The 15,227-nt window shown below is 72.3% G+C and carries 18 protein-coding genes; 6 read left to right on the forward strand and 12 right to left on the reverse strand.

Annotated features, from left to right (window positions below; genetic code table 11):
• The first annotated feature begins 122 nt into the window (after positions 1-122).
• Positions 123-1,217 (forward strand): aspartate-semialdehyde dehydrogenase, encoded by a 1,095-nt coding sequence (locus tag AB0C84_RS14635; protein WP_361065573.1) that lies wholly within the window; start codon positions 123-125, stop codon positions 1,215-1,217.
• Here the strand turns inward: AB0C84_RS14635 and AB0C84_RS14640 are convergent.
• Positions 1,207-1,626: a nuclear transport factor 2 family protein gene (locus AB0C84_RS14640; protein WP_361065576.1), complete on the reverse strand. Its 420-nt coding sequence runs from the start codon at positions 1,624-1,626 to the stop codon at positions 1,207-1,209. The genes AB0C84_RS14635 and AB0C84_RS14640 overlap by 11 nt on opposite strands.
• 93 nt (positions 1,627-1,719) lie before the next feature.
• Between AB0C84_RS14640 and AB0C84_RS14645 the strand changes: the two genes are divergently transcribed.
• Positions 1,720-2,388 (forward strand): TetR family transcriptional regulator, encoded by a 669-nt coding sequence (locus AB0C84_RS14645; RefSeq protein WP_258942012.1) that lies wholly within the window; start codon positions 1,720-1,722, stop codon positions 2,386-2,388.
• Here the strand turns inward: AB0C84_RS14645 and AB0C84_RS14650 are convergent.
• The 4 genes from AB0C84_RS14650 to AB0C84_RS14665 form a co-directional block, all read right to left on the reverse strand.
• The gene (locus AB0C84_RS14650; RefSeq protein ID WP_361065578.1) at positions 2,366-3,202 is read right to left on the reverse strand and encodes a hypothetical protein; all 837 of its coding nucleotides are present in this window, start codon (positions 3,200-3,202) and stop codon (positions 2,366-2,368) included. The genes AB0C84_RS14645 and AB0C84_RS14650 overlap by 23 nt on opposite strands.
• A 147-nt stretch (positions 3,203-3,349) precedes the next feature.
• Positions 3,350-5,113: a prolyl oligopeptidase family serine peptidase gene (locus AB0C84_RS14655; protein ID WP_361065581.1), complete on the reverse strand. Its 1,764-nt coding sequence runs from the start codon at positions 5,111-5,113 to the stop codon at positions 3,350-3,352.
• A 28-nt stretch (positions 5,114-5,141) separates the two neighbouring features.
• Positions 5,142-6,386 carry an SUKH-4 family immunity protein gene (locus tag AB0C84_RS14660; protein ID WP_361065584.1) on the reverse strand — a complete coding sequence of 415 codons (1,245 nt, stop codon included), beginning with the start codon at positions 6,384-6,386 and terminating at the stop codon, positions 5,142-5,144.
• A 107-nt stretch (positions 6,387-6,493) separates the two neighbouring features.
• Complete coding sequence (locus AB0C84_RS14665; RefSeq protein ID WP_361065587.1) at positions 6,494-6,874, reverse strand: hypothetical protein; 381 nt, start codon at positions 6,872-6,874, stop codon at positions 6,494-6,496.
• A 63-nt stretch (positions 6,875-6,937) separates the two neighbouring features.
• On the opposite strand from AB0C84_RS14665, the gene AB0C84_RS14670 reads away from it, so the two are divergent.
• The gene (locus AB0C84_RS14670) at positions 6,938-7,435 is read left to right on the forward strand and encodes a helix-turn-helix domain-containing protein (RefSeq protein WP_361065590.1); all 498 of its coding nucleotides are present in this window, start codon (positions 6,938-6,940) and stop codon (positions 7,433-7,435) included.
• Positions 7,436-7,442: 7 nt separating this feature from the next.
• Here AB0C84_RS14670 and AB0C84_RS14675 read toward each other — a convergent pair whose 3' ends face one another.
• Complete coding sequence (locus AB0C84_RS14675; RefSeq protein WP_361065593.1) at positions 7,443-8,327, reverse strand: serine hydrolase; 885 nt, start codon at positions 8,325-8,327, stop codon at positions 7,443-7,445.
• Between the two features lie 68 nt (positions 8,328-8,395).
• Positions 8,396-9,169: a MerR family transcriptional regulator gene (locus tag AB0C84_RS14680; RefSeq protein WP_258942005.1), complete on the reverse strand. Its 774-nt coding sequence runs from the start codon at positions 9,167-9,169 to the stop codon at positions 8,396-8,398.
• A gap of 129 nt (positions 9,170-9,298) precedes the next feature.
• On the opposite strand from AB0C84_RS14680, the gene AB0C84_RS14685 reads away from it, so the two are divergent.
• Entirely contained in the window at positions 9,299-9,529 is a 231-nt protein-coding gene (locus AB0C84_RS14685; RefSeq protein ID WP_361065597.1) for a hypothetical protein, read from the forward strand.
• A 98-nt stretch (positions 9,530-9,627) separates the two neighbouring features.
• On the opposite strand, the gene AB0C84_RS14690 is transcribed toward AB0C84_RS14685, so the two are convergent.
• From AB0C84_RS14690 to AB0C84_RS14705, 4 genes are all read right to left on the reverse strand, one after another.
• Positions 9,628-10,164 carry a hypothetical protein gene (locus AB0C84_RS14690; RefSeq protein ID WP_361065600.1) on the reverse strand — a complete coding sequence of 179 codons (537 nt, stop codon included), beginning with the start codon at positions 10,162-10,164 and terminating at the stop codon, positions 9,628-9,630.
• A 103-nt stretch (positions 10,165-10,267) separates the two neighbouring features.
• Positions 10,268-10,438 carry a hypothetical protein gene (locus tag AB0C84_RS14695; RefSeq protein ID WP_361065603.1) on the reverse strand — a complete coding sequence of 57 codons (171 nt, stop codon included), beginning with the start codon at positions 10,436-10,438 and terminating at the stop codon, positions 10,268-10,270.
• Positions 10,439-10,451: 13 nt separating this feature from the next.
• The gene (locus tag AB0C84_RS14700; protein ID WP_339155858.1) at positions 10,452-10,724 is read right to left on the reverse strand and encodes a hypothetical protein; all 273 of its coding nucleotides are present in this window, start codon (positions 10,722-10,724) and stop codon (positions 10,452-10,454) included.
• A gap of 139 nt (positions 10,725-10,863) precedes the next feature.
• Positions 10,864-11,754: a LysR family transcriptional regulator gene (locus AB0C84_RS14705; protein WP_361065607.1), complete on the reverse strand. Its 891-nt coding sequence runs from the start codon at positions 11,752-11,754 to the stop codon at positions 10,864-10,866.
• Between the two features lie 88 nt (positions 11,755-11,842).
• Between AB0C84_RS14705 and AB0C84_RS14710 the strand changes: the two genes are divergently transcribed.
• Entirely contained in the window at positions 11,843-12,961 is a 1,119-nt protein-coding gene (locus tag AB0C84_RS14710) for a pyridoxal-phosphate dependent enzyme (protein WP_361065610.1), read from the forward strand.
• A gap of 137 nt (positions 12,962-13,098) precedes the next feature.
• Positions 13,099-13,551, forward strand: coding sequence for a hypothetical protein (locus AB0C84_RS14715; protein WP_258941999.1), 453 nt, complete (start codon positions 13,099-13,101; stop codon positions 13,549-13,551).
• Here the strand turns inward: AB0C84_RS14715 and AB0C84_RS14720 are convergent.
• The gene (locus AB0C84_RS14720) at positions 13,548-15,206 is read right to left on the reverse strand and encodes a catalase (protein WP_361065614.1); all 1,659 of its coding nucleotides are present in this window, start codon (positions 15,204-15,206) and stop codon (positions 13,548-13,550) included. The genes AB0C84_RS14715 and AB0C84_RS14720 overlap by 4 nt on opposite strands.
• Positions 15,207-15,227: the final 21 nt, after the last annotated feature.

The following is a 15,227-nucleotide window of genomic DNA, read 5'->3' on the forward strand; positions in this document are numbered from 1 at the left end:
TCGTCCTGTGGCGCGTGACGCTGACGCCGCCCGCCCGCGGTGGGAGGGTCGTCGAGGGAACCGGCCGCACGCGGCGGGAGTTGGACGTGCGGACGACTCGACGGCGAGAGGGTGACGCGACCATGGCCCTGAATGCCCGGCCGGCCGGCGCGAGGACCAGGGGGACGGGCGGGCCGACGCTCGCCGTCGTCGGAGCCACGGGGGCCGTCGGGGCCGTGCTGATCGACCTGCTGTCCACCCGCCGCGACGTGTACGGGGAGATCCGGCTGGTCGCCTCGCCCCGGTCGGCGGGGCGGGGGCTGCCGCTGCGCGGCGCGGACGTCGAGGTCGCGCCGCTGGCGCCCGAGGTTTTCGACGGCGTCGACATCGCGGTGTTCGGCGTACCGGACGCGGTGGCCGCGCGGTGGGTGCCGGTCGCGACGGGGCACGGCGCCGTGGCGGTCGACAACTCAGGGGCGTTCCGGATGGCGCCGGACGTGCCGCTCGTCGTCCCGGAGGTCAACCCGGAGCGGGTGCGCCGGCGCCCGCGCGGGATCGTCGCGAGCCCCAGCTGCACCACGCTGTCGATGATCATGGTGATCGGGGCGCTGCACCGCCGGTACGGGCTGCGCGAGCTCGTCGTGTCGTCCTACCAGGCCGCGTCGGGCGTCGGGCTGGAGGGCGTCGACACCCTGTACGAGCAGATGGAGAAGGTCGGCGGCGACCGCGCGCTCGGCAACCGCGCGGGCGACCTGCGCTGCGCGGTCGGCGAGTTCGGGCCGTTCCCGGCGCCGCTCGCGATGAACGTGGTGCCGTGGGCGGGCGAGGTGCGCGACGGCGGCTGGAGCTCGGAGGAGCTCAAGATCCGGGAGGAGTCGAGGAAGGTGCTCGGCCTGCGCGACCTGCGGGTGACGGCGACCTGCGTCCGCGTCCCGGTGGTGACCGCGCACTCCCTGTCGGTCCACGCGGTGTTCGAGGACCGGGTGGACCAGCGAGAGGCGCAGGCCGTCCTCGCCGGATCGCCGGGCGTCGTCCTGTGCGACAACCCGGAGACGCAGGAGTTCCCCACGCCCGCGGACGTCGTCGGCACCGATCCCGCCTGGGTGGGGCGGGTGCGGCGCTCGCTGGACGACCCGAAGGCGCTCGACCTCTTCCTGTGCGGCGACAACCTCCGCAACGGCGCGGCGCTCAACACCGCCCAGATCGCCGAGCTGGTCGCCGCCGAGCTCACCCCCTGAGGGCCGCGAGGACGGCGGAGGTGTCCAGGTAGAACGGGCGGAACTCGCTGACCAGGCCGTCCCGGACCGTGATCCATTGCAGGACGGACGTGTCCACCTCCCGCCCGGTCGCGCGGGCACGAAAGACGCAGTCGTTGCGGACCGTGACCGTCTCGCCGTCCACCGCGTAGTGCTGCTCGCGGAACGTCAGCTCCGACCACAGCTCGCTCATCGCGGCCATGAACCGCTCCATGCCGTCGTGGCCGCGCCACGTCCCGCCGTAGGGGAGGCTGGGCGCCTGGTACATCACGACGTCCGGGGCGAGGTGCGCCGCCATCACGGAGAAGTCCCCCTTCCCGGGGCCGCCGGCGGCCAGGTAGTCCGCTTCGGCGGCGTAGAAACGTTCGAGGGCTTCCAGGGCATCGGTCATGCGCGGTGAACACCGCGGCGGGACGACGGGTTGCACCGCGCGGCGGATGGCGGCACGAGCGGGAGGTCGTACTCGGGCTTTAGGGTGGCATGCGTGACCGAGACGAAGGCCGTGAAGTCCGAGCAGACGCGCGCCCTGATCGTCGAGACGGCGCTGCGCCTGTTCCGGGAGCGCGGATACGAGCAGACGACGATGCGGGCGATCGCCAAGGAGGCGGGTGTCTCGGTCGGCAACGCCTACTACTACTTCGGGTCCAAGGAAGAGCTGATCCAGGCGTACTACGACGAGCTGCAGGACGAGCACGTCGCCGCCTGCCGGGCCGTCCTGGACGCCGAGCGCGAGTTCGCGCCCCGGCTGCTGGGCGTCCTGAAGGCCCGGGTCGACACGATGATCCCGTACCACGAGTTCGCCGGGAAGTTCTTCAAGTTCGCCGCCGAGCCGACCAGCCCGCTCAACCCGTTCAGCGCCGAGTCGGGCCCGGCCCGCGACTCGGCGGTGGCGATCTACCGCGAGGTCGTCGAGGGCTCCGACCTGAAGATCGACAAGGAGTTCCGCGCGGAGTTGCCCGAGCTGCTGTGGATCTACTCGATGGGCATCGTGCTGTACTGGGTGCACGACAGCTCGCCCGGCTGCCGCAAGACCTACCTTCTCGTGGAGCGGACGGTTCCGCTGGTCAACCGCATGGTCGCGATGTCGCGCATTCCGGGCTTCAAGTCGGTGACCCGCGAGCTGGTGGGCATCATCCGCGAGGTCCGCGCCTGATCGTGATGTCCCAGTGGTCCTTCTCGCGGGCGAACACGACGCCCTCGGGGGACCGGTGGAGCCGCGCGCCGTCCCCCCGCACGCCGGTGGACGGGTAGCGCCGCACCGCCTCGTCGACGCAGGCCCCCGTCGCGATGTCGATCTTGTAGCCGTTCGCGTGGCTGTAGGTGCCGCCCGCGTGCCCGTGCTCCGTGCCGCCGGTGACGGTGACCTCGCAGCCGCTCGACTCCGCGAAATCGATCAGGCTTCGGAGGGTTCCCCAGCGGATGCCCTCGAAGGAGGTGCAGGTCCGCACCGTCCGGTCGGAGCAGCGGCCGGTGGAGCGCCAGCCGATGCCGCTCGCCCGCAGCGCGTACTCGGCGAGCTGCTGGTCCAGGCGCTGCGAGCTCGGCAGGTCCGGCAGGACGTCCCGAGGCGGGACGGTCCGCTTCCGCGCGGCCGACGACGCCGCCTTGAGACGCGACGCGGCCTTGAGACGCGACGCGGCCTCGGGACGCGGCGCGGCCTTGGGAGGGGACGCGGTCTCGAGACGCGACGCGGCCTCCGAAGGGGACTCAGCCTCGGGGCGGGACGCGGGCGCCGGGGCGAGCAGGCGTCCCGCCGGGAACGGTGGTTCGGCGCCCGCCGCGGTCCGCGGGCCGGAAGACGGCCGCGGCGCGGCGGACGCGCGGGGAGGGGCGAGCGCGAGCAGGGTGGCGGCGATGGCGAGGGCGGTCGCCGCGGCGGCCGGGCGGAAGGCCGGATGGTGGGCGATGCCGGGCGCCCGGCCGCACTCGGACGGCATGACGCAGTGGATGCTGCACGGCCGTGGCATGTGCGATCCCCCCGATCGGTGATGTCCGGGGGGCGAGAGCCGGTCCTGCCTGGACCGGTGGTGCGTGCGGCCGATCGGAGGGATGCCCGAAGGGTCGATCTTGTAAACCCGGGACGGGCGAGGCGGCCCGCCCGTCCCGGGGAAAGATCACGACATGCCGAGATGTTTCCGGGCGAAGCCGATCTCGGCGGCCATCTGGGTGATGCGCTCCTCGACGACGAGGGAGCCGTGGCCCGCGTCGTACCGGTACATCTCGTGCGGGTGCCCCAGCTCGGCGAGCCGCGCCAGATAGTTGTCGATCTGCCGGATGGGGCAGCGCGGGTCGTTCTCCCCCGCAAGGACCAGCACCGGCGCCGTGACCTGCGCGACGTAGGTGATGGGGGACGACTCGCGGTACCGCTCGGGGACCTCGTCCGGCGAACCGCCGAACAGGGACCGGTCGAACGCCTGCAGGCCCTCCATCTCGTCCTCGTACGCGGCGACGTAGTCGGCCACGGGGACGGCCGCGACCGCGACGCTCCAGTCGTCCGGCTGCGTGCCGATGCCGAGCAGGGTCAGGAAACCACCCCATGACCCGCCGGTCAGCACGAGCCGCGCCGGGTCGGCGAGACCCGACTCGACCGCCCAGTCGCGGACGGCCTTGATGTCCTCCAGCTCGGTGATGCCGACGCGCCCCTCGATGGCGTCGCGCCACTCGGAGCCGTATCCGGTCGAGCCCCGGTAGTTGACGCGGACGACCGCGAATCCGTGGTCGACCCACGCGGCGACGGCGGGGGCGAACGAGTCGTCGTCCTGCGCGGTCGGCCCGCCGTGGATGTCGAAGACGGTCGGGTGGGGGCGGTCGCCTTCGGGCTTGCTGATCAGGGCGTGGATGCGTCCGGCGGGGCCGTCCACCCACACGTCCTCGACCGGGACGGACGGCGGCGCCGCGGGCCCGGGCGGGGTCAGCACGACCGCGCCGGACGTGGAGCGGATCACCGGCGGCTCGGCGGCGGACGACCAGGAGAACTCGACCGTCCCGTCCGGCCGGACGTCGGCCCCGCCGAGGACACCGCGCGGCGTGTCGATCCTGGTCAGCGCCCCGTCGGTCAGGTCGTAGCGGTAGAGCTCGTCGCGCGCCTCGTGCGAGTGGGAGATCAGCAGCGCCGCCCCGTCCGGGTACCAGCCGGCGCCGATCTCGCCGGGCAGATCGAGGACGATCTCCTGCTCGGTGCCCGCGACCGGGTCCCAGATGAGCATCTCCTCCCGGCCGCGCCGCTCATGGTTGACCAGGAGCCGCGCGTCGCCGTCGACCGGCGCGAAGCCGGCGCCGTAGACGCCCTTGCCCGGCCCGTCCCACAGGTCGGCGACCGGCGAGCCGTCCTGCCGCACGACGCGCAGCGCCATGTGGCGGCTGTCGCCGTGCTCGCTGTGCCCGATCGCGATCAGGGACTCGTCCCGCGAGACGCCGGCGACGTGGGCGTCCTCCGCGTGGTGGTAGAGCACCTCCGGCGCGGCGCCCGCCCGGCACAGGTGGACGGTGTTGCCGTGCTCGGTCGTCCGCCCGACCACGGCGAGGCCACTGCGGCCGAGGGCGAGCCCCGCCGGGTACGACGGCTCCAAGTCAGGAACGGCCGGAACGCTCTCGGTCTCCCCGAAGGGGACGCGCTTCCATACGCCGAACTCGTCGCCGTCCGTGTCGGCGAACCACCACACCCATTCGCCGGACGGATCGACGGTTCCGTACCACGTCCCGTTGGGACGGTCGGTCACCTGGCGCTGCTCACCCGTCTCGCGGTCCCATGTGTAGACCTCCCAAGTCCCGCTCGCATTGGAGCGGTAGATGCTGCGGCTCGGGGCGTCACGCGCCCACCGGGGCAGGCTGATCCGCGCGGCCCGGAAACGCGCCTTCCAGCGCTCGTCGTCGACCATCCCCCCAGTATCGCCGAGCCCCGGGAGATCAGGTCGGGCGCTTGGCGGGGCCGAGGATGAAGGTCGTCCCCTTGCCTCCCGGGGTCTTCACCACGAGTCCCGTCTCCGCGAGGGCCGCGGCGATCTCCTCGCGGTCGCCCGCCCAGCCGAGGAACAGTTCGCCGACCAGGTCGCCTCTGGTGTCGAAGGCGTCGTCATGGCTCTGCGTGTTCCAGAAGACGGCCTTGGGCGACTCCGCGTCCTGGGTCCGCTCGGCGACGCGCTGCCAGCAGCCCGACGTGGTGGGCCAGAGGGCGGGCTCGGCGACGTACCCCTTCCCGGTCAGGTCTTCGAACGCCCGCATGATCCGGCACAGATCGGAGGTCTCCGCGGGAACCGGGCAGGTCACCGTGCCCTCGTCCGGTCCCTCGGTGTCGTTGACCGCCGCCATGAGCCGTTCCATCGCGGCTTCGTAGTCGTCATCGTCCTCCGGCTCGTCCTCGGGGACGTGAATCACGAGCCCCTCCAGGGCGAAGACCGACTGGATCTCCGACGGGAGGCCGCCGCGCCAGCGGACGTCGACGTCCCGGAGCAGGGCGCCCTCGGTCGAGAACGCGTCCGAGAAGTCCTCCGGCAGGGTCAGCAGTCCGTACTCGCCGGTCGCGGAGGCGAACTCCTTGCCCGTGACGTGCCGCCACCCCCTCTCCTCCAGCCGGTCGAGGGCCCGGTCGAAGGACTCGCTGTGCGACTCGGCGGGCGCGTGGGCCCTCTCCCGCCGTGCCGCCTCCCGGCGGAGGCGGGCGACCGCCATCGCCCACCAGCAGTGCGGGTGGTCGAACGCCTCGGGGTCGAGCTCCTCCAGGTCGGCGGCGATCTCCGCGAGGCGGGCCTTGTCGTCCGCGGGCCGCTCCGACCAGGGCGAGTACACGTACGCGCCCAGCCGGCCCACGAACTCGGCGAAGGACCGCAGCGTCCTGTTCACGATCTCGAACTGGGGCTCCTCGTCGCCGTCCCCCGGGGAGAACAGCACGACGAATCCCTGCCGCACGTCGAGGAAGTACAGCATGTCGCCGTCGGGGCCGGTTCCGCCGAGGATCAGGGCCCGGTTGTCCTCGTTCAGCGGGAGGACGGTGAACAGCCCGAGCGGCCCGTCGGGGATGTCCGCGCAGAAGTAGCCGCCCGCGTCCTTGAGCAGCCCGGTCTCGGTGAGAAGCGTGAGGTCGGCCTCGGACAGCCCGAGTTCGCTTCCCGTCGCGACGTCCAGCGTGACGACGTCATCCCCGCCTGCGGCCACGGCGTTCCCTTCGCAGAAATGGGTTTCCGGTCAGAAAGGGACCGTAGTGACCCGTTCCCGCGGTGTCTCCGGATCGCCGACATTGATGATCATGCGGCCTGCGCCCGTCAGGGCGCGGGGACGCCGGCCACGAAGGTGCGTTCCTGGGGGGACGCCACGAGTTCCACCGTGGTGCCGGGGCGCAGGTCCTCGCCGAGGACGGCGGTGATCGCGTCGGTGAGGGCGGCGGCCAGGCTCGCGGTGATCTCGGCGGCGTCGGGACGGTCGAAGGCGGCGGCCCGGACGCCCATGACCAGCGAGATGTTCGTGTCCACGGCCCGGCCGCCCTGCGCGAGGCGGCCGGCGGGGACGCCGGACAGGTGGATGCTCGCCAGCTCGCGGGCCCATTCGCCGTAGACGCCGACGATGGCCTCGGTCAGCGCGGTGATGAGCTCGGATTCGCGGCCCGCCAGCTTGTCTTCTGGAAGGTGGGCGGTCAGATGCGGCACAGTGGTCCCCGTTCTCTTTGGCCTCAAAGGCTTTGACTGCAAAGGTACTTGTGGAGGGTGCCGATGTCCACCGAACCGGGCGGTCCGGCCGTCGACGAGGCCGTCCGCATCCTGCTGCTGCTCATGCCGCGGATCGTCGGCCGCGCCAAGCGCCTGCCCATCCCCCCGGCGCTGCGGGGCCTCGACCTGGCGCCTCGCCATCTCGCGCTGCTGGCCCATCTGGAGTACGACGGTCCGGCGAGCGTCAACGAACTCGCCGCCCGGCTGGAGGTCGCCCCGACGACCGTCAGCCTCATGGTGAGCGACCTGTCGCGGCCGGGCGTCCTGGAGCGCACCGCCGACCCCGCCGACCGCCGCCGCCGCATCGTCGCCATCGCCCCCGCCTTCGCCGCGCCGATCGCCGAATGGCTCTCCGGCAGCGCCTCCGCCTGGGAGCGCGTCATGCGCGATCTCGCCCCCACCGAACGCGCAACGGTCATCACCGCACTACGCGCCTATGAGGCCGCCTTGGAACAGGGCCCCGGCGAGCGCCGGGACGCGGGGCCGCGGCCTCCCGCGTAGGCGCCGGTCAGGTGAGAGAGGCCTTCCGGGGTCGGCCGAGCGACTTCGGGAGACTCGTCCTGGCCAGCTCGCGGTGGACGGTGCGGGCCACGCGTTCGATGGTGTCGATCCCGTAGGCCATGGACGGGGTGTCCCGCGTGAGGACCACGATCATGTAGTTCTCGCCGTGCCCGTGATCGCCGTGCCCGTCGAAACCGCCGATGCTGTGGACGCGCCAGTGCCTCCCCGGGCGTGGCAGCCAGCCGTTCTTCACGTGCCAGACGACGCCGGCGGGACGTCCGGCGGGGGTCCCCCACCGTTGCGCCGGGACGACCTCGTGCATCAGCTTCAACGCGTACGCGCGGGACCTGGCGGGCAGGAGCGCGCTCGGCGAGGTGAGCCGGTCCAGCAGCTCGATCTCGTCGTGCGCGGTGATCTGGGTCAGCCCCCAGCGGCCGCCGGGGTCCAGTTCGGTGTGCGTCATCCCCGCAAGGTCGAGGAAGCTCGCGATGCGGGCGCGACCCACCGAACGCCACAGAGCGGAGGTCGCGCGGTTGTCCGAGCGGATGATCATCCGGCGGGCCCGGATCCTCTCGGTGCCGGTCAGCGGGCGGTCCTCGTCGGCCGCCTGGCGCAGCAGCGCTCCCAGGACCGTGACCTTGACGACGCTCGCCGAGTCGTAGTGCCGCCCGGCGGCGAGCGCGCAGCGGATGCCGCGCCGGCGGTCGTACACGGCGACCGACTCGGTCCCGGCGCGACCGCGCAGCGCCTGCCTGATCCGCGCGCCGAGCCGGTCGGCGGCCTTCGGGTGCCGGGACGACGAGCAGGGGCCGTCCGGGGCCGCGGCCCGGGCGGGAGCGGCGGACGGCAGCAGCGCGGCCGCGAGCGCGAGCGCGGCGAGGGATCGTGCCATCCGGCCAAACTAATGATCATGAAAGCCCGGGCGGGGCATCCGCCGGCCGTGCTTCGGCAAAGGACGGCTCAGGGAGTGGCCAGGCGGCCGAGCAGCTCGTCGATCGCGGCGCGGATCTGCCGGTCCATCGCCCGCGCGAACCCGGCCTCGACCGTGACCTGCGCGCCCGGGCGCAGCCGGGCGACGGTCTCGGTGAGGGACCCGAGACTCCGGTCGTCGACCGCCTCGTCCAGGGGCCCGACGACATGCGTCGTGATCAACCGGACGAACATCGCGGCGAGGTCGTCCATGCTGCGCTGGAGCTCCTGGCCGGCCGCGAGCACGGCGTCCAGCGGCACCCCGGCCCGCACCAGCGTCACCGTCGCGTCGAGCTGGCGCCGGCTCCAGTGGGTGACGCGGTCGCCGTCCACCTCGATGTGGCCGAGCGCGACGGCCCGTTCGACGGCCCGCGGGCCGACCTCGCCGGGGAACAGTGCGGCGAGCTCGTCCAGCGTCATCGTCACCGGGACCTCGTTCGACCACGGGGTCGTGACCGCCTTCTCGACGCCGAGGACGGTGCCGATGTCGCGGCCCTGCTCCCAGGCGGCCAGCAGCTCGCGGATGCCCTCCAGGGTGTGCCCGCGGTCCAGCAGGCTCCCGATCATGCGGAGGCGGGCCAGGTGGTCCTCGGAGTACAGGCCGATGCGCCCCTCGCGGCGGGGCGGCGGCAGCAGCTTGCGCTCCTGGTAGTACCGCAGGGTCCGCACCGGGACCCCCGCGGCCTTGGCGAGTTCGCCGATGCGGTACTCGCGGGCGTCGGCGCCGGTACGGCCGCCCTGTTCCTCCGTCGGCTCTTCGCTCACGGCGGCCAGCATAGTTCGCGGCCGGTCCCGGCCACGTCCCGTATCGTGCGGCGGCGGAACGCCGGCGCGGCCGCGCACGTCAGATCCCCCGTCGACGCCGACGCCCCCTGCCCCAGAGAAAGGCGAAAGATGCTGAAGACCCGTTCCGCGGCCCTCGCGCTCGCCGGTCTGGTCGCCGCGTTCGGGCTGACCGCCTGCGGTCAGGACCGGTGGTGCGAGCACGACGCGACCGACACGAAGGTCAGCGACCGCTTCTGCAAGAACAACACCCCCGGGTACGAGTGGGAGTCGGACGGCGGAGGCCACAAGAAGAAGTCCTCGAAGCACAAGACGGTCAAGAAGACCAAGTCACGCCACTGACCCCGCGGGCCGTTCGCCGAGACGGCCCGGCGGACGAGGCCGCCCCGGCCGGGTGAACCGGCCGGGGCGGCCGCGCCGCTCGTGGCGCTCTGGACGCCTCAGCCGGGGCAGTGGAGCCGCGTCTCCTCGCTCTTCTCCTGGTGCATCTCCCAGCTTTGAAGGACGTGGTCGACGGCTTCGGTCCGGTAGGTCTCCCAGCCGGGGGCCTGCTTGCAGGGGATCGACACCTTGAGCTGGAAGTACGTCCCCCACTTCTTGGTGACGTACGAACTCTGCGTCTTGTTGCGCGTGCACGACCAGGCGCCGAGCGCCTTGTGCTTGCAGAGCATCACTTCGAAGGTGGTGTATCCGGGCTTGTCGCAGTCGATGCTGCCGTAGCCGACGACCTTGGCGTTCGCGCCATTCCCGGAAATGGCCGGGCGCCAGGTGCGCATGGTGCATTTCCTCTTCGCGGTCGTGGTCCGGGAGGACGTTCCGTTCTGGGCCTGCGTCCCTGACCCGGCCGTGATCGTGGTCTCGGAGGAGCGCCTCACCGCCTGCTCCTGCCCATCGGAGCCGGCCGTGTACATCAGCCCGGCCGTCACGGCACCGCATACCGCACCGCTCGCCGCGATGGCCACAACTCGTCGCCTCATGAAACCCGCCCTTCCGCTTGTTTTCCCAGGTGAGAAAACGCTAGAAGAATGCGGGTCCCGCTTTTCAGGGCCCTAGGCCCCGTCCGGCTCGGCCCCGGCCCCATTACGGGGACGAGGTGACGCGGCGGACGGTCATGGGGCGGGGCCGCCGGCGCCGGGGCGCCTCGTCGCCGGCGCGGGGAGTCTCGCCGGCGCGGGGCGTCTCGGCGGCGAGCAGGTCGGCGAGCGAGCGGGGGAGGATGTCCTCGCGGCGGTCGGCGAACGGTGAACGCATGATCCCTCCCGGATCAGGCGGCGGTGGTCAGGTCGGGGTAGGCCGCGTACACGGTGGTGAGCGCCCAGCGCATCCGCGCCAGAAAGGTCTCCGGGTGGTCGCCGGCCTCCTGGGCGACGGCGGCGGCGCACGCGGCGCTGTCCCCGCCGCAGGCCCCGAACCGGACGTGGATCGCGGCGCGGACCTGCTCGGCGGAGGGACGGTCGGATTCCTGCAGCGGGGAGGTGAACAGGATCTCGGCGAGGTCGGAAGCGTTCATCGAGGTGAAGCTCGGCGTGGTCGACATCGGACTGCCTTCTTCCTGCGGGAGACTTCCTCGTCACCCTTCTGCTGAATACGACTCTGCCTCTCGCCCTGATTCATCGCCATAGGGGAAAACCCCGATTCACGGTGGAGTTTCCCCCCGGGTCGCCCCTGATCCGGCCCTAGGGGCGGTGCACGAAGGCGTCTGCGAGGGCTTCGCGGAAGGCGTGGACGGCCGGGTGGGAGCCGCCTCCCCGGCGGGACGCCGTGAACAGGCGCCGCGTGCGGTGCCCTTCCGGCAGAGCGACGACCGGGACGGCGGGCGGGCCGTCCTGCCACACCAGGCCCGGCAGCAGCGCGGCGGCATGGCCGCGCTCGACCAGCCGCAGATGCAGCAGCAGGTCGGTCGACTCGAACCGCACGTCCGGCTCGAACCCGGCCTCCCGGCACAGCCGCGTCGCCCACCGCCGCGACGCCGTCCCCTCCGGCTCCATCACCCACGGGCTCCCCGCCAGGTCGGGCAGGGCCGCGCCCGGCGACCGCGGCGGGAGCGCGAGGCGGATCTCGTCCGTGCCGAGCTCCGCGTGGTCGACGCCCGCCGGGCGGGGGCTCGGGTCGCCCGGGTACTCCTCGGTGATCACAAGGTCGAAGTCGCGCGCGAGCAGGGCGGGCAGGGCGCTCTCCGGCTCCCGCTGCGTGACCTCGATCCGGAGCCGCGGATGGGCGTCGCGCAGGGCGCTGAGCGCGTCCGGGACGAGCGCGAGCGCGGCCGTCTGGAACGCGGCGACCCGCAGCACGCCCGTGATGCCGTGCAGGGACGCGGCGAGGTCGGCCTCCGCCTGTTCGAGGCGCTCCAGCACGGCTTCGGTGTGCGCGACGAGGATCTCGGCCTGCGCGGTCAGCCGGACGCGGCGCCCCACCGGCTCCAGCAGCGGTACCCCGGCCTCCTTTTCCAGGACGGACAGCTGCTGCGAGATCGAGGACGGGCTGTAGGAGAGGGCCTCGGCGACGGCGGCGAGCGTCCCCCGATGCTTCAGCTCGCGCAGGAGCCGGAGCCGGTGCAGGTCCAGCATGGCCGCTCCTTTCATCGGTTGAGCTGATGATTATCGCTCGGAAACATGTGCTGGTCCGATTGGAAGCGGATGCGGGACGGTGTTCGCCATGGTCACGGCCTCCGCCTCGCTCGCCCGCTCGTCCTGGTTCGCCCGTCCGGCCGCGCGTGACTGGACGTGCCCGCCCGCGCCGCGCGATGTCGCCGCCTTCCATCGGACGCTCCCCGGCCACGCGCCGACGCCGCTCGTGGAACTGCCGTCGCTGGCGGCTGAACTGGGGGTCCGGCGGCTCTTCGCCAAGGACGAGTCGGCGCGCCTCGGGCTGCCCGCTTTCAAGATCCTCGGTGCCTCGTGGGGCGTCCACCGGGCGCTCTGCGACCGTCTGGGCCTCGCGCCCGCCGCGACGTCCCTCGCGGGGCTGCGGTCCCTGCGGCCGGACGCCCGGCTCGTCACGGCGACGGACGGCAACCACGGGCGCGCGGTCGCGGCGATGGCGCGGCTTCTGGGGCTGCCGGCGGACGTCTACGTCCCGTACGGCGTCCATGCCGAGGCCGTGGTCGCGATCAAAGCGGAGGGCGCGGCCGTGACCGAGATACCGGCGTCCTACGACGAGGCGGTGCGGGCCGCTTCCGAGGCCGCGGCGTCCGACCCGTCGGCGCTGCTCGTCCAGGACACGGCGTGGCCCGGCTACGAACGCGTGCCGCAATGGATAGTCGAGGGTTACTCCTCCCTCTTCACCGAGCTGGACGGACAACTCGCGGCGATGGGGGCGGCTCCCCCGGGCCTTGTGGCGATTCCAGTCGGAGTGGGGTCGCTGGCCCAGGCGGCTGTGACTCACTACCGATCTGGACGGTCCGCGCCCACGTTGCTGTCCGTCGAACCCGATGCGGCGCCCTGCGTCTTGGCCAGCCTCCACCGGGACGAGCCGCTGACCGTGGAGACAGGGCCGACCACCATGGCCGGACTGAACTGCGCGACCCCGTCGTCTCTGGCATGGCCCGTCCTACGAGCCGGCCTGGACGCCGCCGTAGCGGTCACCGACGCGTCCGCGGCTCGCGCAGCGCGTGACCTGGACGCCCTCGGCGTCCCGGCGGGGCCGTGCGGCGCCGCCTCCCTCGCCGGGGTCCGCGCTGCGCTGACGCCGGACCGCCGTCCGCTCCTCGCGCCCGGGCACGGGGAGACGGTCGTCCTTCTGGTCACGGAGGGCCGGGCCGCCAACCCCGCTTAACGACATTTCGGAAAAGGGGGCAGCGCAGCTGACCTACGCGCCGGTAACATAAGGGCACCGCATCCGCCTGGATCGGTGTGCTCTCGGCCGACGCTCCCGGTTTCCGCCCGGGAACGAGCAACGAGAGGGGACGCGCCATGCAGCCCACTCTGGACCAGTTCCTCACCGACCGCCTCGACGAGATCACCGCCGAGGTCGCGGGTGAGATCGCCGAGCGCGTCCCCGCCTACACGCACCTGAGGCCGCGCGAGATCCTCGCCCTCGTCCGGGACGCCCTCGCCGCCTACACCGGCGCCCGCGAGACCGGCACCGTGCTCGACGCGTTCCGCGCACTCGGCGCCAGCGAGGCCCGCGCGGGGCAGGACGTCCGCCACTTCGAGTCGGCGCTGCGCACCGGCGCCCGCGTCCTCATCCGCCGGACGGCCGGCGCCGCCGCCCGCCTCTACCCGCCCACGGCCGAGTACATCACGGTCATGGAGCAGGCGTTCAGCGCCGAGGGCCGCATCGTCCAGGCCGCCGTCGAGGGCCACCACCGGGCCGGGCGGCGCGACGGGACGCGCCGCCTCCCCACCCTCGTCTCGGAGAACTAGCGCCGCCGGACGGCCCTCTCGTTCGGCACGCAGTGCGTCATCTTCAGGCCGTCGACGTCCCGCGAACCGTTCTGGCCGAGGTTCTTCAGCCGCTGCTGGTCCTCGTCGGTGAGGTCCTGCCCGGGCAGCGGCCCGTGGTGCCTGACGTCGTCGGCGGAGATGCCGAGCCCCCGGCCGACGCGCAGCCCGAGATCGTCCTCCACGAGCAGGAAGTGCCACACCATGCGCTCCTGGACGGGCCGCGCGCACTCCGAGATCAGCTCGACGAAGTTGTGCACCAGATCGTCGCGCTCCCACTCCTCCATGAGCAGGTAGCGCTGGCCGGCCTGCTCGTAGTCATTCGCGCGGGCGATGCGCTTGCGGGTGAGCCGCCCCGTGATCTCCGGGCCCTGCTCGTCGTGCGTCGGGTACTCGCCCTCGCGCAGGCCCCCGGTGATGGACGGCTCGTAGTTCACGTGGGGGTTCGAGCCCCCGGCGTCCACGTGGTACGCCATCTGCCCGTCGCGCTGGTTCGTCCGCACATGGGCGCCCTTGGCCCGGTTCACGGGCAGCTGGAGGTAGTTCGGGCCGACCCGATGGCGCTGGGTGTCGCTGTAGGAGAACGTCCGCCCGACGAGCATCTTGTCGTCGGAGAAGTCCAGACCGTCGACCAGGACGCCGGTACCGAACGAGATCTGCTCGTTCTCGGCGAAGTTGTCCTCGACGTTCCGGTCGAGGACGATCCGACCGACCGGCTTCGGCGGGAAGTCGTTCTCCGGCCACACCTTCGTGTCGTCGAGGGGATCGAAGCCCAGTTCCGGATGCTCGTGGTCGTCCATCACCTGGACGACCAGCTCCCATTCCGGGAACTCCCCCCGGTCGATGGCCTCGTGCAGGTCCCTCGTCGCGTGCCCGAGGTCGTCGGCCTGCACCGCCGCAGCGTCGTCCGCCGTCATGCTGCGCACGCCCTGCTTCGGCATCCAGTGGTACTTCACGAGCTTGGTCTCGCCCGCCTGGTTCACCCACTTGTAGGTGTTCACGCCGAAGCCCTGCATGTGCCGGTAGTCGGCCGGGATGCCGCGCGGGCTGAACAGGTTGACGAGCATGTGCATCGACTCAGGCGTCTGCGACATGAAGTCGAAGATGCGCGCGGGCTCCTGCCGGAACGTCACCGGATCGGGCTTGAGGGCGTGGATGACGTCGGGGAACTTGATGGCGTCCCGGATGAAGAAGACCGCCAGGTTGTTGCCGACGAGGTCCCAGTTGCCGTCCTCGGTGTAGAACTTGATGGCGAACCCGCGCGGGTCCCGCGCCGTCTCCGCAGAGTCCCGCCCGCCGATGACCGTGGAGAACCGCAGCGCGATGGGCGTGCGCTTGCCCTCCCCCTGGAACAGCTTGGCGCGGGTGTACGCCGTGATCGGCTCGTCGCCCCATTTGCCGTACGCCTCGAAGAAACCGTACGCCGTCACACCCCGCGCGTGGACGACCCGCTCCGGGATGCGCTCCCGGTCGAAATGGCTGATTTTCTCAAGGAATTGGTAGTTCTCCAGTGTGGCCGGCCCACGAGAGCCGACCGTCCGCTGGTTCTGGTTGTCGTACACCGGGTGGCCCTGCCGGTTGGTCAGTACCGGACGCTCGTCCCCCGGCTGTGGCCCCATGCTCGCAACGTCCGTCACGACGCCTTTCTCCTCTCACCC

It is taken from the genome of Actinomadura sp. NPDC048955, assembly GCF_040649435.1.
Classification (GTDB): Bacteria; Actinomycetota; Actinomycetes; order Streptosporangiales; family Streptosporangiaceae; genus Spirillospora; species Spirillospora luteofluorescens.